The sequence below is a fragment of the Polynucleobacter sp. MG-6-Vaara-E2 genome (genome assembly GCF_018687695.1).
In the GTDB taxonomy this organism is placed as follows: Bacteria; Pseudomonadota; Gammaproteobacteria; order Burkholderiales; family Burkholderiaceae; genus Polynucleobacter.
The window spans coordinates 1,832,383-1,857,849 of the sequence record NZ_CP061303.1; the positions used below are offsets into that span (position 1 = coordinate 1,832,383).

Sequence of the window (25,467 nt, forward strand, 5' to 3'; positions counted from 1 at the left end):
CGATTAGAAAAGTCTCAGAGTAATTTAGCTTCAGCCAAGTCAGTGGCTTCTGAATTACCTGAGATCACCAAAATATCATTGGCCTCCAGAATCAACTCGGGCGTTAACGCCAGCTTAACGTAATCTGCATTACGCCCCTTACGGCGTACCGCCTGGACACTCACACCCTCATTTTCAAGATGAAGCTCACCTAAAGTTTTACCAACTGCTTGAGAATTCGGAAGTAAGGTAATGGAATGTAAACGCCAGGATTCATTTGAGCCAAAGTCGTCATCACCCGCACCCCGGAAGTAACCCCTTAGCAAGCTATAGCGCTCCTCACGTGCAGTAGTAATTCGGCGAACTACCTTACGCATAGGCACGCCCATGATGAGTAAGACATGTGACGCAATCATTAGACTGCCCTCAATCAATTCAGGAACTACTTCAGTAGCGCCAGCCGCCTGTAATTTAGCAATATCTGCATCGTCTCTTGTGCGAACCAATACTGTCATTCCGGGACGCAATCTTTCAACTTGATGAAGTACGCGTAAGCTCGCCACAGTATCTGCATAGGTAATCACCACAGTCTTTGCTCTTGAGAGACCAGCGGCAACTAAATAATTTTCACGGCTAGCATCGCCATACACAACGTTATCACCAGCCGCAGCTGCTTCTTTAACGCGATCAGGATCAAGATCTAAAGCAATATAGGGAATCTTTTCTTGATCCAGCATACGCGCCAAACTTTGCCCTGATCGACCAAAACCACAAATGATCACGTGATTTTCATTACGTACACTCTTTGCGGCAACGCGCGTCAAAGCAAGAGATTGCAATAACCACTCATTACTTGAAAAACGCATTGCAATGCGATCACTATGTTCAACTAGGAATGGTGCACAGAACATCGAGAGCAGCATAGCTGCCAGAATAGCTTGACTCAGCACTGGGTCAATCAAATCTAAGCCATCAATCTGAGTGAGTAAAACAAATCCGAATTCGCCTGCCTGAGCAAGGCAAAGTCCGGTTCTAATTGAGATGCCGGGGCTAGAGCCAAAGACTCTAGAGAGCAACGCAATCAAACCAAATTTAAATACTAAGGGCCCAATTAATAGCGCAACCACTAATAACCACTGCTCGCGGATGACATTAAAGTCCAGTAGCATGCCAATCGTAATAAAGAAGAGTCCTAACAAGACATCACGGAATGGCTTGACATCTTCCTCAACCTGATGGCGATAGGGTGTTTCAGAAATTAGCATGCCTGCCAAAAATGCACCGAGCGCCAATGACAAACCAAAATGCTCTGTTAAGCCCGCCATTCCAAGCACGATGAACAAGAGATTCAACATAAATAACTCTTGTGAACGTAGTTTGGCAACCAATCTAAACCAGCGGCTCATGAGCGATTGACCAATAAAGAAAATCAAGGTCAGTGCGATCGTAATTTTGATAGAAGCCGCGGTTAATGCAACAAAAAGGTCTTTGGGATTTTTTCCTAAAGAGGGCAACAAAATTAATAAGAAGACAACCGCTAAATCCTGAAATAACAAAATGCCTACAACGTTGCGACCATGCTCAGTCTCTAATTCAGATCGATCGGAAATCAACTTCGTCACAATTGCAGTAGACGACATAGCTAACGCACCACCTAGAGCAATGGCAGCTTGCCAAGAGATGGGATAAATCCAGTTCATCAAAAGACTGGCCGGAACTGCTAGCAGTATTGTTAGAACAACCTGACTGCCACCAAGGCCGAATACGATGTTTCGCATGGATCGCAGCTTGTGGAGATTAAATTCCAGCCCGATCGAGAACATTAAGAAAACCACCCCGAATTCAGCCAAATACTTGACTGTGGCTGAGTCATTAGCCAAACCAAAGGCATGAGGACCAATTAATACGCCAATAGCCAAATAGCCCAAAATAGGGGGTAGGCCAAAATAGCGGAAAATAAGCACTCCGGCAACACCCGAGGCCAGGAGAATGAGGGTTAATTGAAGGACTGACGGCATATACTTACTTGATGATAGCTAAGACTCGTGAACGTACCCTAAAGCTTGCGCGTGACACCCTCACAATTGAGGCTGTTGCACTGCAAACCATGCGTGATCGCCTAGAAGGCATCAATGCCGACGCCCTAGTAAACGCTGTACAACTACTGCATGACTGCAAAGGCAGAATTGTGGTCTCCGGAATTGGTAAGTCGGGGCATATTGCCCGCAAAATTGCGGCCACCTTTGCATCCACCGGCTCACCTGCTTTTTTTGTACATCCAGCAGAAGCCAGCCATGGCGACCTCGGAATGGTCACCCGGGATGATGTTTTTGTGGCGCTTTCAAATTCTGGCGAGACCGAGGAGTTACTGACAATCGTACCCATTGTCAAACGCACTGGCGCAAAACTCATTGCACTTACTGGTGCACCGAATTCATCACTCTCCAAATTAGCAGATGCCCATTTGGATACCAGCGTTGAAAAAGAAGCATGCCCACTAAATCTTGCACCAACTACCAGTACTACTGCTGCATTAGCGATGGGCGATGCTTTGGCTGTGGCCCTGCTTGATGCGCGCGGCTTTAAGGCAGAAGACTTTCAGCGCTCCCACCCGGGCGGCAGATTGGGTCGCAAACAATTAATGCATGTTAGTGAAGTCATGCGCAGCTTCGATGACACACCCAAAATTTCTATTCAGGCTTCACTACAGGATGCTTTACTGGAAATGACTGCCAAGCGCATGGGCATGGTCGTGACATTGGATGACAAACACAAAGTGTTTGGGATTTTGACAGATGGTGATTTACGTCGCCTCTTAGAAAAAAATACCAATCTTGACAGCATTACTCTAAAGAATGCAACAACTGCTAGTCCTCGCACTATTCCGCCTGAACTATTAGCAGAAGAAGCAATCGAAATGATGGAGAAACATCGCATCAATCATTTAGTAGTTACTGACAAAGACGGGTCTTTGCTAGGTGCATTGAATCTCCATGATCTCTTTGCAGCCAAAGTTATTTAATCCAGTCATTGATTGATCCTCATGCCCAGCGCTTTTAACACTCACAATACCAACCCACTCACTCAGTTCCCACAAGCTTGGGAACGGGCTGGCAAAGTAAAGTTACTCATTTTAGATGTCGACGGAGTGCTCACCAATGGCCAGGTTTGGATTGGTGCTGATGGCAAAGAGTCTTTGAAGGCATTTGATATTCAAGATGGTCTCGGAATTAAGCTTCTCGAGCAGTGCAATATTCCAACTGCAATTATTACTGGCCGAAATTCCAAGATGGTCTTGGCACGTTGCGATGAGCTTGGCATCAAACATGTTCACATGGGTGTTGAGAATAAAGCCCTAGCTCTAGAAGAAGTCTTGAAGTCGCTAGGACTAAAAAGTAGCGATTGCGCTGTGATGGGCGATGATTGGCCAGATCTAGCCATGATGAAAAATGCCGGTCTACGTATTGCACCCGCACAAGCACATGAAGCGGTTAAAGAGTTTGCTCACTTAGTCACTACGCATACTGGAGGTCATAGCGCCGTTCGTGAAGTCTGCGATCTGATTCTGAAAGCACAAAATCGCTACGATGAATTACTCAACAAGGCTCGGCTGTAAGCAATGCAATTGAATCCTCAGCGAATCAAAGTCAGTATTGGGCGCACATTATTACGTCTCATGCCATTAATATTAATGGGCGCCTTAACCTTGACGACGTTTTGGCTGGTACAAAAAAATACGCCTCCAGAAAGCTCAATGCTCGAGCGCGTTCGTCTTCATGAGCCTGACTACATTATTAAAGATGGCACCCTCTCAGCCCTCAATGAGCAAGGCAATACTAAGTACAGAATTTTGGGCAATAAAGTGACACACTACGATGATGACGCATCGATTGATATCGATGCGCCCCGCATGCGTCTCTTCCAACCAGATAAGCCGCCTGTAACAGTAAAGTCTGATACTGGGCATTTAGATGGCGATCTCACCACTCTGGAACTGATTGACAATGCATCAATCTTTCGCCCTGCACAAGCAGCGACAGCAACTGAACCAGCAACTCTGCGCATGCTCGCTTCATCAAGCTATTACAAGGTCTTAATCAACGACGATATCGTTGAAACTGATCGGCCAATTAGGCTTGAGCAAGGCATGTCCATCATGCACTCAAGCGATGGCGGAACTTTCAACAATATTCAACAAAGCATGACCCTTTCTGGTCAGGTTAAGGGGCGTATTGAACGCGCGCCTCGGAGTTCTCAATAAAATGATCTTGATGAACCGACAGATTCTTCTTTGCCTTACTTTAAGTGCGCTACTCGCATGCAACATAGCTCACGCTGAAAAGGCAGATCAAGACAAGCCCATCATTCTTGAGGCTGAAAAAGTTTCAGTGAATGATGTGCAGCAAACTTATGACTTACAAGGCCAAATCCTGCTAATTAAAGGCAGTATTGTTGTAACGGGTGAAGATGGCCATATTCAAGTGGATCCAGAAGGTTATGAATTTGTGGATGTCAAAGGATCTTCAGACACAACAGCAAGCTTCAGACAACGTAGAGAAGGTCCTGCAGATGAGTACATGCAAGGACGTGGCACGCAAGTTACCTACAATGCCAAAACAGAGGTACTTACGATCACAGGCGATGCTAGCTTGAAGCGCTCACTCAATATGCAGATGCTCGATCAACTGCAAGGCTGGAAAATTGAGTACGATGACATTAAAGAGCGATATCGTGTAACGCCCCCTGCAGACGCAAAACCAGAAGATCTACCCTTAGCACGCGCAATCCTTTCACCAAGACGAAAAGCTACACTAGAGAAATGACAACGGATTTAGCCCAAAATAATTCCACGCCAACACTGAGCGCCCACAATCTCCAGAAGCGTTATGGCTCTAGAACAGTGGTTCGCGATGTTTCCGTTGAAGTGAAATGTGGTGAAGTAGTTGGGCTATTAGGCCCTAACGGGGCTGGTAAAACAACATCCTTCTACATGATTGTTGGACTTGTTCCCCTTGATGCTGGTCGCATTATTTTGGATGGTGCAGATATTACCCATTTGCCAATTCACGAACGAGCCCGTATGGGACTGTCCTACCTACCCCAAGAAGCTTCGGTTTTCAGAAAGTTGAATGTTGCGGAAAATATTCAGGCTGTTCTCGAGCTTCAGGTCCAAGGTGGAAAGCCCTTAAGCAAAGCGGAGATCGCAACTCGCCTAGATGAATTGTTGGGTGAGCTACAAATTGGCCATCTCCGCAACAATCCCGCACTCTCGCTATCAGGAGGAGAAAGACGTCGTGTAGAAATTGCCAGAGCCCTGGCATCTCAACCAAAATTTATTTTGCTCGACGAACCATTTGCCGGTGTTGACCCTATTGCAGTAGGGGAAATTCAACGGATTGTTCGCTTCTTGCGCGACCGCCAAATTGGGGTTTTGATTACTGACCATAATGTTCGTGAAACCCTGGGCATTTGCGATCACGCTTACATCATCAGCGAGGGTAGCGTTCTGGCCGAAGGTAAGCCTGATGAGATTATTCAAAACGATGCCGTCCGCAGAGTCTACCTAGGCGAAAACTTCCGCATGTAAGCCGGACAATGCATCTGTCCGTATAAGTCATAAAAAGTGGTTTTCCCTCTTGGTTTTCAGCAAAATCGCTGATACGCTGGAGGTTCATGGTTCATTTTCCAAAAAAAACAGCTCAAAAATTACAGGGGCTTGCTGCGCACCCCGGCTATATCTATGCGCATGCGTTGATAAAAGGAGTTGCTCATGAATTTAAAAATCAATAGCCGTCATGTAGAAGTTACCCCTGCGATGCGCACACACCTTGAGGCTGGTTTAGCCAAAATTCGTAAGCACTTCGACCACGTGATTGATGCATCAGCCTTTTTAGTAGTCGACAACGCAAAGGAGAAAGATCTTCGTCAAAGCGCCGAGATCACGATTCACCTTAAAGGCAAAGAACTTTTTGCCGAAGCCCATAATGCTGACCTCTATCACGCTATGGATGCAGTGGTCGATAAACTTGAGCGCCAAGTCGTCAAGCACAAAGAAAAGATTCAAGATCATCACCACGAAAAGCATTTTGAGTAATACTTGTTGTCAGGACACCTATAATCAATTGCAATGAATGCCCTGACTAATCTTTTTACCCCTGACTGCATTGCATTAGATAGTTCTGCCAAAAACAGAGCCGATGCATTTGCAGCCGCCGGGGAGCTATTTGCCAAGCAAGTTGGCATCGATGCAACATCTGTCGTTCAATTCCTGAATGCTCGTGAAGATCTAGGCTCAACCGCTCTAGGCGCCGGTGTCGCCATCCCTCATGGTCGTGTCAAAGGTCTAAAACAGCCATCTGCAGCCTTCATGAGACTGAAAGAGCCAATCGAGTTTGCTGCGCCAGATAACGAACCTGTTTCAGTTCTGATTTTCTTGTTGGTGCCAGAAAAAGCGACCCAACAGCATTTGGAAATTCTTTCCTCTATTGCGCAACTTTTATCAGACTCTGACTCTAGAGAGAAATTAACCTCCGCTATCGACCCTATCAAAGTCTGTGAACTGTTACAGCAATGGGGTCACCCAAAATGACTCAACCATTACTTCTAGATGGAGTAACTGCTCAGCAGATTTTTGACGATAACGTTTCTGATCTGAAACTTTCCTGGATTAGTGGTCTCGAAGGTGCAGATCGTACCTTTCCACCCGAAGCAGTTAAAGCAGCTGCAGCAAGCTCAGACCTAGTAGGTCACTTAAATCTTATACATCCAAGTCGCATCCAAATCTTTGGTGAGCAAGAAGTTGACTATCACGCAGCGCTTGAACCAAAACTAAAACAAGATCAGATCGCCAGCCTCATTTCTAAAACACCTCCCTGCGTCATCGTGGCAGACGGTAAGGCTGTAGATCCGGATTTGCAGCTCTTCTGTCAGCGCTCGTCTACACCACTTTTTACTACGCACATCTCAGCTGCGGAAGTGATTGACCATCTGCGCACCTATCTCACCAAGATTGGTGCGCCACAAGTTACGATGCACGGGGTATTCATGGATATCCTAGGCCTGGGTGTTTTGCTGACTGGTGAATCTGGCCTTGGTAAAAGTGAACTAGGCTTAGAGCTCATTTCGCGCGGACATGGATTAGTTGCGGATGATGCGGTTGATTTTGCTCGCCTGGGCCCAGATTACATTGAAGGACGTTGCCCCATAATCCTTCGCAACCTTCTAGAGGTTCGCGGTCTGGGTTTGTTAGATATACGCACTATCTTTGGTGAAACTGCAGTCCGTCGTAAATTGAAACTGCGCCTGATTGTTCAGCTGGTTCGCCGCACCGATGGCGAGTTTGAGAGGCTACCTCTAGAAGCTCAGCATATTGATGTTTTGGGCATGCCTATTCGGACAGTAAAAATTCAGGTGGCTGCAGGTCGTAACTTGGCAGTTCTAGTTGAAGCTGCAGTCCGCAATACAATTTTGCAATTGCGTGGTATTGATACCCTAAAAGAATTTATCGAACGCCAGCGTGTACAAATGAATGTGGAAGCAGACTCGCTTAAATCCCAAGGGCGCCTGCTCTAACCATGCAAATCAATCTGATTACCGGAATCTCAGGCTCAGGTAAATCAGTGGCCTTGAGAGCTTTTGAAGATGCAGGTTATGACTGTGTTGACAATCTACCAGTCTCGCTCCTAGAAAATCTTATTAGCACCCTGGTAAACGAAAAGAGTGAGCGAGTGGCTGTGGCAATCGATGCCAGGCGTGGCCAATCCATTGCGCAACTTCCCTCCATTCTTGAAAATCTGAAACGTGTCCATCAGGTGCGCATTGTTTTCTTAAATGCAGATACCAGCACATTAGTTCAGCGCTTTTCAGAAACGCGGCGCAGACACCCGCTATCCAGTAATGCAAAGCAATCCCAATCAGCAACTTTGATTGAAGCCATTGATAAAGAACGTAATCTGCTTGAGCCTCTGCGTGCACAAGCACATAGCATTGATACCAGTAACCTGCCAGCTCATGCACTGCGTTCTTGGATTCAGGACCTCCTGAAAGATAAACCTGTTGGCCTAACAGTGATTTTTGAATCCTTTGGGTTCAAAAAAGGAGTGCCCAGTGAAGCGGATCTGGTCTTTGATGTGCGCTGCCTCCCCAATCCTCACTATGACAAAGTCTTAAGACCTCTCACAGGCAATGACAAACCGGTTAAAGAGTTTTTAGAGAAGATTCCAGAAGTAATTAGCATGGAACGCGACATCACTCAATTCCTTGATAAATGGTTACCGCACTACATTGCTGATGGACGCAGCTATTTAACGGTTGCTATTGGTTGCACTGGCGGGCAACATCGTTCGGTTTATTTAGTCAATCGAATTAGCGAGCACTTCCGTGCTCAAAAAGCATTCAGCGATCTCCAGCTTAATTTTTTAGATCGCCATCGTGAACTAGACTCAATCCCTGCAACAAAATCTTAATCGGCTGTGGCAAGCCATAGCGCCCTAGCTGGGTTAAGGATATCCACTTTAGATTTTCACTATCAGGCTCTAGCCTTGTCTTGGCACTTGTTTCCCAAATCTGCATCCACAAACGTCTGTGGGTAAAAACATGCTTAATTTGAGGGCCTGCCTTTACTGCTTTACAAGCCTTAAGCCATGGAGCACTAGGCTCTTTTGGTAAAGCCGTCTTCATTAAAATTGCCAGGCTTGGGATTACTTTTTTCGAACTAGCTTTAGCCACCCAAGCCGATTCTGGCAAAGACCATAAGCCACCCCAAATCGCCCTGCTCGGACGCTTTTGCAGCAAAATAGAATTGCCCGCTCTAATTAAAAGCATATCGCAATCAAACTCGGGGGACTTTGCCTTAACTACTTTTTTTGGCAACAGCAAAACTTGATCACTTAAGTTAGCTTGGCACTGTTTTTCAAAAGGGCACTTTTTCTCAGTACTTAAACAAACAGGCTTGCGAGCAGTACACCAAGTAGCGCCAAAATCCATCAATGCCTGGGTATATACTGGCATATCTTGAGGCTTAGTCGGCAATAACTGAATGGCTAACTGCCACAGATCATCATTCACCGTCTTATCTTGCAATGCGCCCTCTACAGCAAATAAGCGAGCCAAAATTCGTTTGACATTTGCATCCAGGATGGGCGCTCTTTCATGAAACGCAAACGCCGCGATTGCACCAGCGGTTGATCGCCCGATTCCTTTGAGCTGTTCAAGTAACAGAGGGTCATTTGGAAAGTGTCCAGCAAACTCGTCCATTACTTGCTTCGCACAGGCATGCAAGTTTCTAGCGCGCGAATAATAGCCAAGGCCAGCCCACTCTGCTAGAACGTCATCGATATCGGCAGCGGCTAATTTTTTTACCGTTGGAAAGCGCTTCATAAAGCGGGGGTAACGCTCTAAAACAGTAGCTACCTGAGTTTGTTGCAACATGATCTCTGAAGCCCATACCGCATAAGGATCTCGATTGCCTTGCCAAGGTAGCCCAGAGCGGCCACTGCGAGCATGCCAAGCAATCAGCTTTTCAGAAAAAGTACTGATTAACGCTTTTGACATGTAGGACAAAAATAAGTAGAGCGCTGGCCCTGGACAATCTGCTTGATCGGTGTTTTACAAACTTTGCACGGCTGATCTTTGCGATCGTACACTTTGGTTTGCACCATGAAATGCCCTGGATCACCATCGCTGTTCACAAAATCTTTTAAGGTACTGCCACCTGCGGCAATGGCTTTTTTCAGAGTGAGTCTCACTGCTTCTGCTAGGCGAGAACATTGCGGACGGGTCAGCTTGCCTGCAGCCTTAACGGGATGAATACCCGCCTCAAATAAACTTTCTGAGCAATAAATATTGCCAACGCCGACAACCGCTTGGCCAGCCAAAAGAAATTGTTTAACAGCAATGCTTCGTTTGCGTGAAGCTTGATACAGAATTTCTGCGCCAAGCTCTCCAGCAAACTCTGGGGAGAAAGGTTCAACGCCCAATTTTTGCAATAAAAGGTTATCCTCTATTGGACCTTTTGTTTTTGGATGCCATAGGACTGCTCCAAATTTTCTGGGGTCGTGCAATCGCAAACTTAACTTTCCAAACTCTAAAGTGACGCGGTCATGCAACTTTAGAGGATCAGTACTCGGCAAGACTCGCAAGGTTCCTGTCATCCCCAAATGAACCATTACATGGCCAGTATCTAACTCGATTAGCAGATACTTTCCGCGTCTTTCTACCCCTCGTACCTTTTGCCCTGGCAAGATCTTTAGCAAGGTTTTGGGGACAGGCCAGCGTAAGCGCCCATCGATGATGTTGATAGCACTTACAGAGCGCCCCTGAAGGTGAGGGGCAATTCCTAATCGGGTGACTTCTACTTCAGGCAGTTCAGGCATGAATCAATTGTAGATTCGCAGATTAGAATGTGCTTATGAGCAAATTTTTACTCAAATCCTATTTCAAGGGTTTATTACTCCTCTCAATCGCTTGCGTAAGCGCCTTATTTGGTTCGGCACACGCACAAGCAGTTGAGAATCAAACTGGGCAAGCTATTTTTGAAGTGCTGGCCTCAGAAATTGCCCTGCAAAGAGGTGAAGCGGGACTGGCTTATGGGACCTACATGGAAATGGCACGCCAGTACAAAGATCCTCGTCTTGCTCAAAGGGCAATGGAAATTGGGATTTCAGGTGGTTCCCCAGAGTTGGCACTAAATGCAGCTAAAACTTGGGATAGTTTGTCACCCCCCTCTCAAACTAAACCCAAAGAAGTTCTGGTTACCTTGCTCGTCTTAAGTAATCGCTGGTCAGATGCAGTCAAACCTGCAATTGCCTTGTTGCGACAACAAACTCCAGCACAACAAGAAAATACGCTATTGCAACTACAAGCCTTGCTCAGCAAGGCAAAAGATGAATCTGAAGCTTTGCGTGCTTTTTATGAAATTGCCTCAACGGTAAGACCAGCTATTAAAGATCCAGCTTTGCTTTATACCTACGCAATGTCTGCAGAAAAGATGGGGCGCTTAGATGTCATGGAAAAGACCTTGCGTGAAATATTGCGCAAGACCCCAAATGATGCCAATTCTTTAAACGCCCTGGGATACTCTCTAGCAGATAGAAATATCAAATTACCAGAAGCATTTGCACTCATCAGCAAGGCTCATCAACTATCACCTAAAGACAGCTTTATCTTAGATAGCTTAGGCTGGGTCAATTTTCGTCTTGGCAAAAATGAACTGGCGCTTGAGCAACTTCAACAAGCTTTTCGCATGAAACCTGAAGCAGATATTGCAGCACACACTGGTGAAGTCTTGTGGGCAATGGGTCGACGTACTGAGGCTGAAGAGATGTGGCAACAAGGTCAAAAATTAGACGCCAATAATCCCACATTGAAAGAAACCCTAAAGCGCCTAAAGCCAGACTGGTCAAGTGCAGATCAAGCCGCCTCAGGCTCATGGGACGGTCGTTTTGCGGTGAAGGTCACAGGTCTTACAGATGCCCAAAACCAAGGGGGTTCTGGTGGTTTCACGCTGACTCAAGAGCAACTCAAAGATGTTTTAGAAATACGCAATCCTGTTGGTGGATCGATTGCGAAAATTACTATCACTCCTGGTGAAGCCACCCTTGAGCGAGATGGTCAAGTAGTTGCTGCCATCGATGCGGATACCTTAATTCAAAATACATTAGGACTGCCACTGCCCGCACGCGGGCTCTCAAACTGGCTCAGAGGAGAAGTCAGGCCTGGTGGTGAAGCAAGCGTAGAGCGAAATACTAAAGGGCAAGTAAGCAAAATTAATCAAGATGGTTGGGACTTAATTTATACCTGGAGCAATAAAAATCGTCTTGAAAAATTAATGATGACTCGTAGCTCGAATATTGGTTCTATTGATATTCGCCTGGTGTTCGATAACCCAAATGAGTGAAGCAAGCAATCAAACTCTAACGCTGCATTCACCAGCAAAGCTCAATTTATTTCTACATATTGTTGGCCGTAGAGCGGATGGCTATCACTTACTGCAATCTGTATTTCAATTGATTGACTGGTGTGACATTGTCAGTCTAAAAAGAATTCCAGAAAATGACATTCGTCGTATCAACCCAATCCCCGGCGTGAATCCTGAAAACGATTTAGTTGTTAGAGCCGCTAAGTTATTAAAGGATTTTTGCCAAATAGATTTCGGTGTTGAGATAAGTCTTAGAAAAGTGATCCCCATGGGCGCTGGCTTAGGGGGTGGCTCATCTGATGCTGCATCCACCTTAATTGGACTAAATGCTCTCTGGAACCTGAAGCTAGACCAAAAGGCGCTCTGTGAGCTTGGTCTCCAGCTTGGAGCAGATGTACCTTTTTTCATTTTCGGCAAAAATGCCTTTGTTGAGGGAATTGGCGAGAAAATCAAAGAAATCAACTTAGGTAGTCATGATTTTTTGGTTATTTTTCCTAGGCAAGGAGTCGAGACTAAAAGGATTTTTCAAGACCCTGAATTGACCCGAGATCACGGTCAGATTACAATAGATGGCTTTCTTGCATCGCCATGGACGGATCTATCAAACGATTGCCAGGCAGTAGCGATGCGGTTATGTCCTGAAGTGAAGCAAGCTTTGGATTGGATTGGTCAGGCGGTACCGGGCTCTGAGCCCCGTATGTCAGGCTCTGGAAGTAGCGTTTTTACAGTCTTAGACCCTAAGATTGATGTCGCAAAACTGGAAAATCTTCTACAAAATCTTCCTAAAGGGTGGATGGGTCGGGTTGTTCGGGGGCTAAATAAAAATCCCGCTTACAATTTGATTTCTTCAGATTGATCCGTAGGGGAATCGCCAAGCTGGTTAAGGCACTGGATTTTGATTCCAGCATGCGAAGGTTCGAATCCTTCTTCCCCTGCCAAATACTGCAGAAATGACAAAGACACCTTTTTGACCCATCAAAATCCCTAAGACTATGTCCCAGACAAACTCAGATTTATTGACTTTATTTACAGGCAACGCAAATCCGGTTTTGGCTGAGGCTGTAGCCAAAGAACTGAAGTTACCAATGGGAAAAGCCTTTGTAGGTCGATTCTCAGACGGTGAAATTCAAGTAGAAATTCAAGAAAACGTACGCGGCAAAAATGTCGTGGTGATTCAATCAACCTGTGCACCTACAAACGACAGCTTGATGGAGCTCATGATCATGATTGATGCTCTCAAGCGCGCCTCTGCTAGTCGCATTACCGCAGTAATTCCTTACTTTGGCTATGCCCGTCAAGATCGACGCCCACGCTCAGCGCGAGTTGCCATCTCTGCGCGTATCGTGGCAAACATGCTGCAATCGGTTGCCGGTATTGAGCGCGTACTTACTATGGACCTTCACGCCGACCAAATTCAGGGCTTTTTTGATATCCCCGTAGACAACATTTATGCCTCACCAGTTCTATTGGCCGATTTAGAGGCTCAGAAGACCAAAAAAGATCTCATCATTGTTTCTCCAGATATCGGCGGTGTTGTTCGCGCTCGTGCAATGGCAAAACAATTGGGTACTGATTTAGCAATTATTGATAAACGCCGTCCCAAAGCTAACGTATCGGAAGTAATGCACCTCATTGGCGAGGTAGAGGGTCGTCACTGCGTCATCATGGATGACATTATTGATACTGGCGGAACCCTCTGTAAGGCCGCTGAAGCACTTAAAGAGCGTGGTGCGAAAGGCGTTACTGCTTACTGTACCCATGCTGTCCTATCAGGCGGAGCTGTGGCTCGTATTGCGGCCTCTGAATTAGATGAGTTAGTTGTCACAGACACCATTCCATTGACTGCTGAAGCTTCAAAAGTCAGTAAGATCCGTCAATTAACTGTAGCCCCTTTGTTGGCCGAGACTCTCTCGCGCATCAGTAAGGGTGATTCAGTCATGTCCATGTTTGCTGAATAAGCCAAAAAACGCTGTTTTACCCTGTTTTTTGGCAGTTTTAGCTCATATGTGGGCAAAAAACTCCATTCCCACGATATAATTGAAAGCTTTTCTGTTTGGTCGCGAACGGAAATTAACCTTAAAAGGGAATTTAATATGAAAGTTGTAGCCTTTGAAAGAAGCGTACAGGGAACGGGTGCGAGCCGCCGTCTGCGCAATTCCGGAAAAACTCCGGGAATCGTTTACGGTAGTAAAGATCCAGCCTTGGTTATCGAGTTGGACCATAACGCGTTATTCCATGCTCTCCGTAAAGAAGCATTTCACTCCTCTATCTTGGATTTGGAAATTGGCGGCAAAACACAAAAAGTGTTGTTGCGCGATTACCAAATGCATCCATTTAAGCCATTAGTTTTGCACATTGACTTCCAGCGCGTATCCGCGACTGAAAAAGTCCATATGCGCGTTCCATTGCATTTCACCAATGCTGATACTTCAGCTGCTGTGAAATTGCAAGGCGCAGTCATTAGCCACATCCTCAATGATCTCGAAGTTTCTTGCTTACCAGCAGACTTGCCAGAGTTCCTTGAAGTGGACTTGGGCAAAATCGAAGTGGGTCACTCTATCCACGCTAAAGATGTTGCATTACCAAAAGGTGTTAGCTTGGTATTACACGTTGAGCAAGAGAATCCCGTTATTGCAAACGCACGTATTCCAGCCGTTAAAGCTGCTGAGACTGAGGAGGCTGCTCCAGCAGCTGCCGCAGCTCCTGCTGCTCCTGCTGCTGACGCAAAGGACAAGGCTTAATACCTTAAGTCCGCTGTTTGCGAAGAAAGCCCGCGCAAGCGGGCTTTTCTTTTATCTCTTTTTGTAGAAATCAATTTATATCTTTAAACTCACATCATGACAAAATTAATTGTTGGCCTGGGTAATCCAGGCGATGAACATGAGGAAGATCGGCACAACGCTGGCTTCTGGTTTGTTGACGCCCTTGCAAAACAATTAAACACTCGCTTTGAATCAGAAAAACGTTTTCACGGTCAAGTAGCAAAAGCAAAATGGGAAGGCGAAGATCTCTACCTTCTAAAGCCAAGTACTTTTATGAACCTGAGTGGCCAAGCAGTTGGGGCGCTTTGTCGTTTTCATAAAATGACGCCTGCGGATATTTTGGTGGTGCAAGATGAGCTCGATCTCAAGCCAGGAACCGCTCGACTCAAACTAGGCGGCGGCACTGGCGGTCATAATGGCTTAAAAGATATTCAGGCGCACTTAGGAACGCCTGAATACTGGCGTCTGCGATTGGGTATTGGGCATCCAAGAGATCTCGCAGGCGATGGTCGACCAATGGATGTAGCGGATTATGTTTTACGTAGACCGCAATTGGCTGAACAAAAACTGATCGACATCAGCATTGAAAACGGCTTACAAATTTTGCCGCTATTTTTGAAGGCAGACACCCAAACGGCAATGCTGGAATTGCACTCTAAGGGCTAGATCATCCAGTTAAGCTGCACTCGCTTTTTTAGCGGCAGTAAGCAGCTTGAACTTCACCATTAGTTGTTCTTGGGTTTCAGTGTGGTTAGGATTGAAAGGAATGCAATCTACAGGGCACACTTGACGACACTGGGGCGCATCATAATGACCAACGCACTCGGTGCATTTACTTGGGTCAATCTCATAAATCTCCAGTCCCATATAAATCGCATCGTTAGGGCATTCTGGCTCACAGACATCGCAATTGATGCATTCGTCAGTAATCATTAAAGCCATTATTTACTCAGCGGCCTTACTTAGTGTTTTGATTAGCAATCTTATTCACAAGCCATTTTTCTACAGATGGAAATACAAACTTACTAACATCGCCACCCATAGAGGCAATCTCACGCACAAAGGTGCCGGAGATAAATTGATACTGATCAGACGGGGTTAAGAATAATGTTTCAACATCAGGCAAGAGATAACGGTTCATACCTGCCATCTGAAATTCATACTCAAAGTCTGATACTGCGCGTAAGCCTCGCACAATGACGCGTGCATTGTGCTCTCGAGCAAAATCTTTTAGCAACCCATCAAAGCCGACCACCTTCACGTTGGAGTAGTGCCCCAGCACTTCTTTAGCAATCGCAATACGCTCATCTAAGGAGAAAAAAGGATGCTTGCTACGACTGGAAGCAACTCCCACGATTAATACGTCAAAAATACTAGATGCACGACGAACCAAATCCTCGTGGCCACGAGTAAAAGGATCAAATGTTCCTGGATATACAGCGACAGTCATAACTCTCCTAAGGCTTTAACAGCTATATGCAAGAGTTTAGCCTCTTCCGCTCCGAAATAGACAAGCTTTTACCTGTCCAGCCTCTAAGTATTTTCCACAATGCCAAGCTGGTAATAGGGCTTCCACCTCTTCAAGAAGACGATTTGCGGAAAATTCCACATAAATGCCACCGCCACCAGAATCATCACAAATTCTGCCTGCCTCCATCACCGCTTTATCAAGTAGGGCATTATCAGCAAATGGGGGGTCAATAAAAATGAGATTGCTTGAGCGTTCTGCTTGTTGCTTTAAAAACTCCACACTATCGCGCTGCAAAATTTCTACCGCCCCAAGAACCGGCGAAGATTGCAATCGAGAAAAATTAGCAACTAAATTTGCATAAGCTTTTTTATCTTTTTCAAGAAGTACAACCAGTTCTGCACCGCGTGAAGCTGCCTCAAAACCGAGAGCGCCCGTACCAGCAAAGAGATCTATACAGCGCAAACCCCCTAAATCTTGGCCGAGCCAATTAAACAATGTTTCCCGAATGCGATCAGTCGTTGGTCGCAGACCAGGCAAATCCAAAACAGGTAACAAACGACTTCTCCAAGTGCCACCAATAATGCGCACTTTCTTAGGCGGCTCAACCTTGAACAATTTGGGTTTATTTATTTTGAGCCCCTAGAACAACAATCTTCATGCGATCCATTGCGAGATATTTTTGGAATGCAGCACTAACTTGATTCAATGTAACCGCATCCACTTGCTTAGCCCAAACCTCCATTGTGTCCAGCGGTAAATCATTCCACACGATCGATGAAACGTTATCTAATAACTTACGATTGTTATCGATCCGCAATGGATAGCCATTTACCAAATTTGCTTTTGCAGCAGCGAGCTCAGATGGGGTGGGGCCATCGGCAATAAATTTTGCAACGGTGTCGCTCATCACCTCAAGCGCCAGAGAACCCTGATCACTCTTAGTTTGCAAGCCAGCCTGAAAAGTGCCAGTGTCTTTGCCTGGTGCGAAATAACTAAAGACGCTATAGGCAAGTCCCCGCTTCTCACGCACCTCAGACATCAAGCGTGATACGAATCCACCGCCACCCAAGACATAGTTACCAACCAATAAGGGGAAATAGTCAGGATTGTTACGGGCTACAGCTGTCATACCCATGGCGACATGCGCTTGCTGAGAATCAAAGGGAATCTGCACTTCACGTTGCGCTAAAGGTTCGATGGGCGAACGTTCCAATTGCGGTAATGGTGCAATCGCAGGTCCTGACTGCGGGATTCTTTTTAATAGAGTTTGCACAATTTCATTTGCCTGCGCTTGATCTACATCACCCACAATGCTGACTATCATGCGATCACCACGGTAGAACTGCTGATGAAATTTCTGCAAGTCTGAAACAGTGATGGCGCCAACTGATTTAACTGATGGAGATTCAGCCAAAGGATAAGTACCGTAGATCATTTTTTTAAAACGGCGTTCTAAAACATAATCTGGCTTTGTTTCTGCTTCCAACAAGCTGGTGATCGTTCTTTGCTTTTCTCGCGCTAAGATATTTGAATCGTATGTGGGTATACTCAACATGGCGGAAGCTAGCTGTACTGCCCTATCTCGCAAGTCTTTTCTACTTAATGTGCGAATACGCAAGATGGCACGCTCACCGCCCACTGATAAAACAATATTTGCACCTAAATCCGCAATCTCATCGGCAATTTGCGCTTCGCTTAGCAAACCCCCTTCGCCACGAACCCCATAGTTCATGAGGCCTGCAGTCATATCCGCTAAACCGCTCTTGCCAGCTGGATCATAGCGATCACCAGCATCAATACTGACCTCTATATCGACCATTGGTAATGTCTTGGTTTGCACTAAATAAGCTTTAGCGCCTTTGTAAGTATCTAATTTTTCGATCGGTAGGATGGCCTGAGCGCTATCCAGTAAACCGAATCCCAGAAGATAAATCAGGAAGACTTTATAAGGGACTCTCATTGCTTGCCCTCCTGACCGATAGTCTTACGCGCCTGAGGATCTAGAACCGCAATAGTTAAACCCTCATCCACTAAATATCTTTTGGTAACAGCTTGCACTTGCTCTGGAGTAATGGTTTGCATTTTCTCCAACATATAGTCTATGTCTTTCCAAGAGAATCCAGCCATCTCAGTACTACCAATTTCCATTGCTTGGCCAAAAATAGAATCACGCTTATAAATTTGCTCTGAAAGAATGCGCACCTTGATGCGCTTTAGCTCAGACTCCAATACGCCTTTTTGCTTGATTTCATCAATCGCCTTACGAATACTAGCTTGCGCTTGTGCAACCGATTTACCTTTAGCCATAGTGGCGTTAATTTGGAATAACTCAGGTCCACGCGAGACCATGTCATAGCCAACGCCTACATCATTCACAACCTTCTCTTGCTTAACTAATGTGCGATTCAAGCGCGCATTGTCATAGCCATCAAGTACGGCTGTCAGAAGCTCAAGCGCGTATGGCTCTGGATCATCTAGCTTGCCAGGCTCAAGACGGGGGACCTTCCAAGCCATGGCCAGTTGCGCACTATCAGCTGGTGCTTTTACCTGCACCTGTTTGATCCCTTTTTGCTGCGGCTCAATCTGTGGCTTACGTACTGGTAGCACTTGTGCGCTCACAGCACCATAGTATTTTTCTATTGTTGCCAATACTTGCTTTGCATCTACGTCACCAGCAATCACTATTGTTGCATTGTTTGGCTTATACCAACTGCGATACCACTCCCTAGCATCAGCAGCAGTCATGTTTTGTAAATCATTCATCCAGCCTACGACCGGATGACGATAGGGTGAACTCATGTAAGCAGTTGCCATGAGTGATTCATTGAGTAGGCTGCTAGGGCTATCTTCGGTGCGCAAACGGCGCTCCTCCATCACTACCTGAATTTCTTTGAGGAACTCAGCATCATCAAAATTCAAATTAGACATACGATCAGCTTCAAGCTTGATCACTTCATCTAACTTTGATTTCTCTACTTGTTGAAAATAGGCTGTGTAGTCACGAGAAGTGAATGCATTCTCGCGCCCACCTACCGCAGCCACTAAACGTGAAAACTCTCCAGCTTTCACTTTGTCAGTTCCCTTAAACATCATGTGCTCAAGGACATGTGCCACGCCTGTCTTACCATTGACCTCATCCATTGAGCCTGCGCGGTACCAGACCATGTGAGCCACAGTTGGAGAGCGATGATCTTCCCGAATGATTAGTTTGAGTCCATTACTGAGCTGGAATTCATGGGTATCGGATTGATCTTTAGCCGTCGCCCAAGACAATTGGATTAAGAGCAAAAATAAGAAGGTAATTCGGAGTAAATTGAAGCGCATCTGCTAAATCACCATATCCCAAGAATTTAATTGATAAGATGCAAGGATTAAATTGTATCGATTATGTTCGGCTTACGTAAAACCCTCGGATCCCTATTCAAATCTAGCGTGATAGATGAAGCTTGGTTTGACACCTTAGAAGAATCACTGATTCAGAGTGATGTGGGATTACCCACGACTGAGCAATTAATCGACAAACTTCGTAAGGCTGCAAAATCTGAAAAGGCTTCCAGTACTGAAGAGTTACAGGCGCTTCTGATTAAAGAGGTTGGCTCGTTATTGCTGGCATTAGAACCATTCCCAAACCCACTATTTACAAGCCACAAAGACACTATTCCTGAAGTTTGGTTGGTCGTTGGGGTCAATGGCGCAGGCAAAACAACCACGATTGGGAAGCTTTGCAGACTATATCAATCCCAAGGTAAATCAGTGCTTCTCGCAGCGGGCGACACCTTTAGAGCAGCGGCACGCAATCAATTGCAAGAATGGGGCGAACGTAACCAAGTCGATGTCATCTCTCAAGAAGATGGCGATGCAGCGGCAGTAGCCCATGATGCAATTCACTCAGCCATTTCCCGTAAAAGCGATATTTTGATCATTGATACTGCAGGCCGTCTTGCTACCCAGGAACATCTGATGGAAGAACTCAAGAAAGTGAAACGCGTCATTGGTAAGGCGCTCCCTGGAGCTCCCCACCAGACTCTCTTGGTTTTGGATGGCAATACGGGCCAAAATGGATTAAGCCAAGTAAAGGCCTTTCATGCAGCCTTGGGCCTGACCGGAATTATCGTTACTAAACTTGATGGGACCGCTAAAGGCGGTGTTATCTGCGCCTTGGCTCATACCCTCAAAGATGACTCTAAACCAGCCATCCTAGCCCTAGGAAAAGGTGAGGGAATTGAAGATTTAGCCCCATTCACAGCCAGGCAATATTCTTCCGAATTATTCAATTAATTCAATAAGTTACAAGATTAATAAAGCATTAGCACTCTCTTGACAGGAGTGCTAAAATAGACCCTTATTAACACCTCATATTTATAAAAAATGGTTCAAAAGAAATCTGACAAACCGAATTTGCAAAGGCTGCCTGTAGCGCAGGCTGCAGCGGCGTCCGCATTTCCAATGTTGCCATCCCTTGGGGTTGGCACACTTGATTCCTATATTGCGTACGTTAATCGCGTGCCCATGCTCAGTGCTGCAGAAGAGTTACATCTAGCGCAGGAGTTTCGTCGCACTGAAAATGTTGAGGCTGCTAAAACTTTAGTGCTCTCACACTTGCGTCTAGTTGTTTCTGTTGCGCGCCAATATCTTGGTTATGGCATTCCACATGCCGATCTTATTCAAGAAGGCAACATTGGCTTAATGAAGGCAGTAAAACGTTATGACCCAAACAACGGTGCTCGTTTAGTGTCTTATGCGATCCATTGGATCAAAGCTGAAATCCATGAGTACATTCTCAAAAATTGGCGCTTGGTTAAAATGGCAACAACTAAAGCACAACGCAAATTGTTTTTTAACTTACGCAGCAATAAACCTACTTTGAGCGCGCTCACTCCGGGCGAAGTAGACGCCTTAGCTAAAGCCCTAGATGTAAAGGGCTCGGATGTTAAGGAAATGGAAATGCGCCTTGCGGGCGGTGACGTTGCGCTTGAAGGCGATGATGGTGACGAAGACGCTGCATATGCACCGATACAATGGCTTGCTGACAACAGTCAAGAGCCTACAGAGCGGATTGCCCTTGCGGAGTCTAATGCATTACAAGGCCCTAAATTAGATCAAGCATTAATGGCCTTAGATGAGCGTAGTCGCAATATCGTGCAATCACGCTGGTTGGCCATGGATGCTGATGGCAATGGCACTAAAACTTTGCATGATCTTGCCGCTGAATATGGCATCTCTGCAGAACGTGTTCGCCAAATTGAAACTGCTGCACTCAAAAAAATGCGCGGCATGTTGCAATCTGAAGCAGCCTAAAAATTCATTCGCCGCTGCAGTTATATTTCTTTATTTTAGAAGCTCTTTCAAGTCATGCGCCAAGGTTTCTGGGCCTTGAGCATGCTTGATATACAGGCGCAGTCGCCCCTCAGGGTCAAAAGCATAACTACCTGCAGCGTGGTCCATGGTGTATGAGCTTGGGCTATTTCCCGGCACCTTCTTATAGTAAATCTTGAAGTCCTTGGTAACTTTTTCTAATGCTGCTTCATCTGCAGGACGCAAACCTAGAAAACGTGCATCAAACGATGGAACATACTGTTTCAAGATTGCTGCAGTATCACGCTCAGGATCAACTGTTACAAATAACACCTGTACTTTATCTGACTGGGTGCCCAACAGCGTCATCGTCTGCTGCATCTCCGTCAAAGTAGTTGGGCAAACATCAGGGCACTGGGTGTACCCAAAGAACATCACAACAACCTTACCCTTAAAGTCAGCAAGCGTTTTCACAGCGCCATCAGGATCTAGCAAACTAAAGTCTTTGCCGAAAGCTGTGCTACCTGTGATATCAATATTTTTAAATTCAGGCTTTGGACTACAAGCCCCCAACAACAAGATGCAGAGTGCAATACAAATATTTCGCAAAAAATGGATATTCATCTCAAAGGAAGTAGTGATCTATTAGCAATGCTGCAAAGAGCAAAGACAAATAGGTAATTGAAAAGCGAAAGGTCTTCTTAGCCAAAGCATCACTATAAGAAATAAACAGCGCAACCACATAAGCCAAGAACATCAACCCTAGAATGATGGCTGAAATCAAATACACCATGCCACTCATTCCATAGATGTAAGGTAGTAAAGTCGCAGCAACCAAAATCAAGGTATAAAGCACGATATTGAGCAATGTAAAACGCTCACCATGAGTCACTGGAAGCATTGGTAATCCCGACTGCACATAGTCATCGCGACGATATAAAGCCAGAGCCCAAAAATGTGGGGGCGTCCAAACAAAAATAATGAGTACCAAAAGCCAGGCTTCAGCCGAGAGGGTATTGGTTACTGCCGCCCAACCAAGTGCTGGAGGCATTGCGCCAGATAAACCGCCAATCACAATATTCTGTGGAGTAGCAGGCTTCAGCAGCCAGGTATAGATCACTGCGTAACCAACAAAAGTTGCCAACGTAAGCCACATCGTCAATGGGTTACAGAAATTCCACAGAATGATCATCCCCAGTGAACCCAGAATGATCGAGAAAACAATAATATGAAACGGCGTCACTTCACCAGTAGCTGAGGGGCGCCATGAGGTGCGCTTCATCTTGGCATCAACTGCCTGCTCAATTAAACAGTTCACTGCGAATGCAGCGCCTGCCAATAACCATATCCCAATAATGCCGCCAAATAAAACTGGGTAAGGAACCATGCCTGGGGTTGCCAAGAACATACCAATTACTGCACAGAAGACCGCGAGTTGAGTCACCCTGGGTTTGGTTAAAACCCAGTATTGGCGCCAACGTGGCATTACTACTGCTTCGGATGTATTTGCTGCATTCATAATGACTTCCAAGAAGCCCAATAACCCATTCTGACCAAACAGAATACCAAAGCAGCAGAACCAGCAGTATGGAGCAAAGCTGCTAGCAGGGGCCACTGAAATACCACGTTTGAAATACCAGTCAGAATCTGCAAAGCAAGTAATGTAAATAAGAGTTTGGCAAAGCGTTTGAGGCCGGGGGTTGCTGATGTAGATAGGTTCAAAGCTCGCCAGCCAAAGAATGAAAATACGACCAATACCAACACTGCAAATAAACGATGCGTCCAATGAATGGTCTGAAGAGCAACTGGAGAAATAAAATCACCCTGAGCGTTTAGGCCTAACTGGCGCCACAAGGTAAAGCCCTCCGAGTAATTGGTTTTAGGCCATGCCGCACCTAGACAAGTCGGGAAATCTGGACAAGCTAATACAGCGTAATTAGTGCTAACCCAAGCACCCAAGAAGATCTGAATGCCAAGAGCTATAAAAGCGATCAACAACAAAGCAGCTGGTAATGGTTTGACACCTAGCGTACGTACTGCAGAAATTTTTTCTTCCCAAGCCTGTTGGGCATATGCGGTTAAGCAAGCGAATAGCACAAGAGCCAACATCAGATGAATCGTCACAATAATGGGCTGCAACTTCAATGTGACAGTCCATGCACCAAATGCCCCTTGAAGGCAAACCAATATGAGCAAACCCATACTTCCAAATAGGGGGGCTTTGCCTAAGGTTTTCACTTTATTAAATGCCAAGGCCACTTGCACCAAAATCAGGGTGCCTACAGTCATCGCTAAATAACGGTGAATCATTTCGATCCAGGCTTTCATAACGGTTACAGGGCCGCTTGGCAAGGCGCTCTCAGCTTGCTGTATATCACTCAAGGCATGAAATGGATTGGATGTACCATAACAACCAGGCCAATCAGGACAGCCGAGACCAGAGTCAGTCAATCGAGTGAAGGCACCAAACACAATTAAGTCAAAGGTCATAAATACCAAGACCCAATTGAGTTTCTGAAAAAAACTATAGCCAGGCCTGGTCCAAAGATAAGCCAATGGTAGGCCTGCAAAGACAACTGCGATAGCGGCAAGCTCTAGGAATAAAACAATACTGGGCATTACAATCTCTCACCCTTATGATTTAACTTCAAGAGCTTTTCCAAATCCTTCTTCATGCTAGAAAATTCTTTTGGAGAGGTGGTAATCGGAAAGTACATCATCTTTGCCGGACTTGGATCAATCAACTGAATCTCTTTTCCAGCGCCCTCTTTATTAAGCCAGGCATCAAACTCCGCACGAGACTTCGGATCCGCAGGTAATGACACCACCTTAAGCCCTGCCGTCTTCTCGTCATAAGCCTTTGCTAATTCAGGATCTACTGACTTGCCATCGGTGTTGACCCAAACGAGCTGAACGCGCCCGCTTTCTCTTCCCATCGCCACTCTTGTTTGACGCATGAGAAATAGCGCTTCTACGCATTGCTTATCTTTCAACTGACATTCACTTGCAGGCCGCGCAACCAATAAAGTCCATTTACCTTCCAATGGCACATCAAGCCAAGCGCTATTGAATTCTTGGGCTGGATACACCAGGGTGCCGAAATTGGTTTTTCCACCCTCAGGCTTAATCACGTAGTACGCAAAATAGGATGCAATCACAGGACTTGCACATGCAAGTAATAGCAAGAGCATCTGAATGCGCCCTCGGCGAGTCCGAGCATTGATTGCCGATGAATCCATCTGAGAAGCCGGAATTAATAACTCTTGATCACTCACACCTAAATCCTATTCCCCGTTCCCTGACGCCTATATTGACGCAGGCCAGTAATCAGCCAAAATAAAAATCCGCAAACTGCCAAGGCAAACCACTGAAATGCATAAGCATAATGGCGATCGACCCCACTTGTCAGGGGTGCCCACTCTCTCAATAGGCCGTCTTCCATGCCAACCTTTTCTTCACGCAAAATAAATGGGGCTTGAGTCCAGCCACGTAGATCGCCTTCGGCCACTAAGTTAAAGTTTTGTTCAATTTTTGGCTTGTCAAGACTGGCCATAGGCCTGCCATCACCTAACTCATACACCTTGCCCGGATGAGCAAAGACGATTCCTTCAACATTGACAATCCCAGTGGGAGTTTTGATTGGTGGCAAAGTTTCTCGATTTTCATTATTTCGCGGAGCCCAGCCCCGATTCACCCAAAGCACCTCATCGCGATCCGTTAAACGTAATGGCATCATTAGATAAAAGCCAGACTGTGAAGAAGTGGTGCCAGCAGCCGGAATTGGTCTTGGGCGGTTATCCAACCAAATGGCAGCTTCTGGAATGTATTGGCCCCGAGCGACCATGCGGCGCTCACTAGCCTCTTCAAGAGCCCAAGTTTTTGCATTAGCACTCAATATCGGCATCTGTTGTCTGGCCAATAAATTGGCTGCCAAAGCAATTTTAGTATGAGCCCTAGTCAACTGCCAAAAACCTGCCCCACACCCAAGCGCAATGATCAGCAAGGCTGATACAGTAGCAACTATGCGCTTTGTCACAAGACTG

General features: G+C 45.8%; 29 protein-coding genes and 1 tRNA gene. 17 read left to right on the forward strand and 13 right to left on the reverse strand.

Annotation, left to right across the window (positions count from 1 at the left end; all coding sequences use genetic code 11):
• Positions 1 to 14 precede the first annotated feature (14 nt).
• Positions 15 to 1,997 (reverse strand): monovalent cation:proton antiporter family protein, encoded by a 1,983-nt coding sequence (locus ICV38_RS09430; protein WP_215380681.1) that lies wholly within the window; start codon positions 1,995 to 1,997, stop codon positions 15 to 17.
• Positions 1,998 to 2,008: 11 nt separating this feature from the next.
• On the opposite strand from ICV38_RS09430, the gene ICV38_RS09435 reads away from it, so the two are divergent.
• The 9 genes from ICV38_RS09435 (at position 2,009) to rapZ (ending at position 8,444) form a co-directional block, all read left to right on the forward strand.
• Positions 2,009 to 3,001 (forward strand): SIS domain-containing protein, encoded by a 993-nt coding sequence (locus ICV38_RS09435; RefSeq protein ID WP_215380684.1) that lies wholly within the window; start codon positions 2,009 to 2,011, stop codon positions 2,999 to 3,001.
• Between the two features lie 21 nt (positions 3,002 to 3,022).
• Positions 3,023 to 3,595, forward strand: a complete 573-nt coding sequence (locus tag ICV38_RS09440; RefSeq protein WP_215380698.1) for an HAD family hydrolase — start codon at positions 3,023 to 3,025, stop codon at positions 3,593 to 3,595.
• A gap of 3 nt (positions 3,596 to 3,598) precedes the next feature.
• The gene (gene lptC / locus ICV38_RS09445; RefSeq protein WP_215380701.1) at positions 3,599 to 4,240 is read left to right on the forward strand and encodes an LPS export ABC transporter periplasmic protein LptC; all 642 of its coding nucleotides are present in this window, start codon (positions 3,599 to 3,601) and stop codon (positions 4,238 to 4,240) included.
• A 10-nt stretch (positions 4,241 to 4,250) separates the two neighbouring features.
• A complete protein-coding gene (locus ICV38_RS09450; protein ID WP_251368145.1) occupies positions 4,251 to 4,802 on the forward strand; it encodes an LptA/OstA family protein in 552 nt (183 codons plus the stop codon).
• On the forward strand, positions 4,799 to 5,566 hold the full coding sequence (gene lptB / locus ICV38_RS09455; RefSeq protein ID WP_215380704.1) for an LPS export ABC transporter ATP-binding protein: 768 nt from the start codon (positions 4,799 to 4,801) through the stop codon (positions 5,564 to 5,566). Before ICV38_RS09450 ends, lptB begins: the two co-directional genes overlap by 4 nt.
• Before the next feature lie 183 nt (positions 5,567 to 5,749).
• A complete protein-coding gene (gene hpf, locus ICV38_RS09460) occupies positions 5,750 to 6,073 on the forward strand; it encodes a ribosome hibernation-promoting factor, HPF/YfiA family (RefSeq protein ID WP_215380707.1) in 324 nt (107 codons plus the stop codon).
• Positions 6,074 to 6,106: 33 nt separating this feature from the next.
• Entirely contained in the window at positions 6,107 to 6,568 is a 462-nt protein-coding gene (locus ICV38_RS09465) for a PTS sugar transporter subunit IIA (RefSeq protein ID WP_215380720.1), read from the forward strand.
• A complete protein-coding gene (gene hprK, locus ICV38_RS09470) occupies positions 6,565 to 7,551 on the forward strand; it encodes an HPr(Ser) kinase/phosphatase (protein WP_215380723.1) in 987 nt (328 codons plus the stop codon). The genes ICV38_RS09465 and hprK overlap by 4 nt, the downstream gene beginning before the upstream one ends.
• A 2-nt stretch (positions 7,552 to 7,553) precedes the next feature.
• On the forward strand, positions 7,554 to 8,444 hold the full coding sequence (gene rapZ / locus ICV38_RS09475) for an RNase adapter RapZ (RefSeq protein WP_215380727.1): 891 nt from the start codon (positions 7,554 to 7,556) through the stop codon (positions 8,442 to 8,444).
• Here the strand turns inward: rapZ and mutY are convergent.
• Positions 8,389 to 9,531, reverse strand: coding sequence for an A/G-specific adenine glycosylase (gene mutY, locus ICV38_RS09480; protein WP_215380730.1), 1,143 nt, complete (start codon positions 9,529 to 9,531; stop codon positions 8,389 to 8,391). The two genes, rapZ and mutY, sit on opposite strands and share 56 nt — an antisense overlap.
• On the reverse strand, positions 9,516 to 10,352 hold the full coding sequence (gene mutM / locus ICV38_RS09485; RefSeq protein ID WP_215380744.1) for a bifunctional DNA-formamidopyrimidine glycosylase/DNA-(apurinic or apyrimidinic site) lyase: 837 nt from the start codon (positions 10,350 to 10,352) through the stop codon (positions 9,516 to 9,518). Before mutM ends, mutY begins: the two co-directional genes overlap by 16 nt.
• A gap of 35 nt (positions 10,353 to 10,387) precedes the next feature.
• Between mutM and ICV38_RS09490 the strand changes: the two genes are divergently transcribed.
• The 6 genes from ICV38_RS09490 (at position 10,388) to pth (ending at position 15,324) form a co-directional block, all read left to right on the forward strand.
• Positions 10,388 to 11,875 (forward strand): lipoprotein insertase outer membrane protein LolB, encoded by a 1,488-nt coding sequence (locus ICV38_RS09490; protein WP_215380747.1) that lies wholly within the window; start codon positions 10,388 to 10,390, stop codon positions 11,873 to 11,875.
• Positions 11,868 to 12,752: a 4-(cytidine 5'-diphospho)-2-C-methyl-D-erythritol kinase gene (ispE, locus tag ICV38_RS09495; RefSeq protein ID WP_215380750.1), complete on the forward strand. Its 885-nt coding sequence runs from the start codon at positions 11,868 to 11,870 to the stop codon at positions 12,750 to 12,752. Before ICV38_RS09490 ends, ispE begins: the two co-directional genes overlap by 8 nt.
• 5 nt (positions 12,753 to 12,757) lie before the next feature.
• Positions 12,758 to 12,834 (forward strand) — tRNA-Gln (locus tag ICV38_RS09500).
• Between the two features lie 54 nt (positions 12,835 to 12,888).
• Positions 12,889 to 13,854: a ribose-phosphate pyrophosphokinase gene (locus ICV38_RS09505; RefSeq protein WP_215380752.1), complete on the forward strand. Its 966-nt coding sequence runs from the start codon at positions 12,889 to 12,891 to the stop codon at positions 13,852 to 13,854.
• A gap of 135 nt (positions 13,855 to 13,989) precedes the next feature.
• Entirely contained in the window at positions 13,990 to 14,637 is a 648-nt protein-coding gene (locus ICV38_RS09510; RefSeq protein ID WP_215380755.1) for a 50S ribosomal protein L25/general stress protein Ctc, read from the forward strand.
• A gap of 96 nt (positions 14,638 to 14,733) precedes the next feature.
• A complete protein-coding gene (pth, locus tag ICV38_RS09515) occupies positions 14,734 to 15,324 on the forward strand; it encodes an aminoacyl-tRNA hydrolase (RefSeq protein ID WP_215380771.1) in 591 nt (196 codons plus the stop codon).
• Between the two features lie 9 nt (positions 15,325 to 15,333).
• Here pth and ICV38_RS09520 read toward each other — a convergent pair whose 3' ends face one another.
• Genes ICV38_RS09520 through ICV38_RS09540 form a run of 5 tightly spaced genes read right to left on the reverse strand, consistent with a single transcriptional unit; the run spans position 15,334 to position 19,453 of the window.
• Positions 15,334 to 15,600: a YfhL family 4Fe-4S dicluster ferredoxin gene (locus ICV38_RS09520; protein ID WP_215380793.1), complete on the reverse strand. Its 267-nt coding sequence runs from the start codon at positions 15,598 to 15,600 to the stop codon at positions 15,334 to 15,336.
• A gap of 16 nt (positions 15,601 to 15,616) precedes the next feature.
• Positions 15,617 to 16,108 carry a pantetheine-phosphate adenylyltransferase gene (coaD, locus tag ICV38_RS09525; RefSeq protein WP_215380796.1) on the reverse strand — a complete coding sequence of 164 codons (492 nt, stop codon included), beginning with the start codon at positions 16,106 to 16,108 and terminating at the stop codon, positions 15,617 to 15,619.
• Between the two features lie 36 nt (positions 16,109 to 16,144).
• Positions 16,145 to 16,744 (reverse strand): 16S rRNA (guanine(966)-N(2))-methyltransferase RsmD, encoded by a 600-nt coding sequence (gene rsmD / locus ICV38_RS09530; protein WP_215380799.1) that lies wholly within the window; start codon positions 16,742 to 16,744, stop codon positions 16,145 to 16,147.
• Positions 16,745 to 16,751: 7 nt separating this feature from the next.
• Positions 16,752 to 18,089, reverse strand: coding sequence for a pitrilysin family protein (locus ICV38_RS09535; protein ID WP_215380801.1), 1,338 nt, complete (start codon positions 18,087 to 18,089; stop codon positions 16,752 to 16,754).
• Positions 18,086 to 19,453: a pitrilysin family protein gene (locus tag ICV38_RS09540; protein ID WP_215380815.1), complete on the reverse strand. Its 1,368-nt coding sequence runs from the start codon at positions 19,451 to 19,453 to the stop codon at positions 18,086 to 18,088. The genes ICV38_RS09535 and ICV38_RS09540 overlap by 4 nt, the downstream gene beginning before the upstream one ends.
• 63 nt (positions 19,454 to 19,516) lie before the next feature.
• On the opposite strand from ICV38_RS09540, the gene ftsY reads away from it, so the two are divergent.
• Together ftsY and rpoH are read left to right on the forward strand one after the other, a co-directional pair.
• Positions 19,517 to 20,407 carry a signal recognition particle-docking protein FtsY gene (gene ftsY / locus ICV38_RS09545; protein ID WP_215380818.1) on the forward strand — a complete coding sequence of 297 codons (891 nt, stop codon included), beginning with the start codon at positions 19,517 to 19,519 and terminating at the stop codon, positions 20,405 to 20,407.
• Positions 20,408 to 20,497: 90 nt separating this feature from the next.
• Positions 20,498 to 21,427, forward strand: a complete 930-nt coding sequence (gene rpoH, locus ICV38_RS09550) for an RNA polymerase sigma factor RpoH (RefSeq protein ID WP_215380821.1) — start codon at positions 20,498 to 20,500, stop codon at positions 21,425 to 21,427.
• 30 nt (positions 21,428 to 21,457) lie between these two features.
• Here rpoH and ICV38_RS09555 read toward each other — a convergent pair whose 3' ends face one another.
• Genes ICV38_RS09555 through ICV38_RS09575 form a run of 5 tightly spaced genes read right to left on the reverse strand, consistent with a single transcriptional unit; the run spans position 21,458 to position 25,460 of the window.
• On the reverse strand, positions 21,458 to 22,048 hold the full coding sequence (locus ICV38_RS09555) for an SCO family protein (RefSeq protein ID WP_215380834.1): 591 nt from the start codon (positions 22,046 to 22,048) through the stop codon (positions 21,458 to 21,460).
• Between the two features lies 1 nt (position 22,049).
• On the reverse strand, positions 22,050 to 22,943 hold the full coding sequence (cyoE, locus tag ICV38_RS09560; protein ID WP_215380837.1) for a heme o synthase: 894 nt from the start codon (positions 22,941 to 22,943) through the stop codon (positions 22,050 to 22,052).
• On the reverse strand, positions 22,940 to 24,043 hold the full coding sequence (locus ICV38_RS09565; protein WP_215380840.1) for a heme A synthase: 1,104 nt from the start codon (positions 24,041 to 24,043) through the stop codon (positions 22,940 to 22,942). The genes cyoE and ICV38_RS09565 overlap by 4 nt, the downstream gene beginning before the upstream one ends.
• Positions 24,043 to 24,699: a hypothetical protein gene (locus ICV38_RS09570; RefSeq protein ID WP_215380843.1), complete on the reverse strand. Its 657-nt coding sequence runs from the start codon at positions 24,697 to 24,699 to the stop codon at positions 24,043 to 24,045. Before ICV38_RS09570 ends, ICV38_RS09565 begins: the two co-directional genes overlap by 1 nt.
• A 2-nt stretch (positions 24,700 to 24,701) precedes the next feature.
• Positions 24,702 to 25,460: an SURF1 family protein gene (locus tag ICV38_RS09575; RefSeq protein WP_251368146.1), complete on the reverse strand. Its 759-nt coding sequence runs from the start codon at positions 25,458 to 25,460 to the stop codon at positions 24,702 to 24,704.
• Positions 25,461 to 25,467 lie beyond the last annotated feature (7 nt).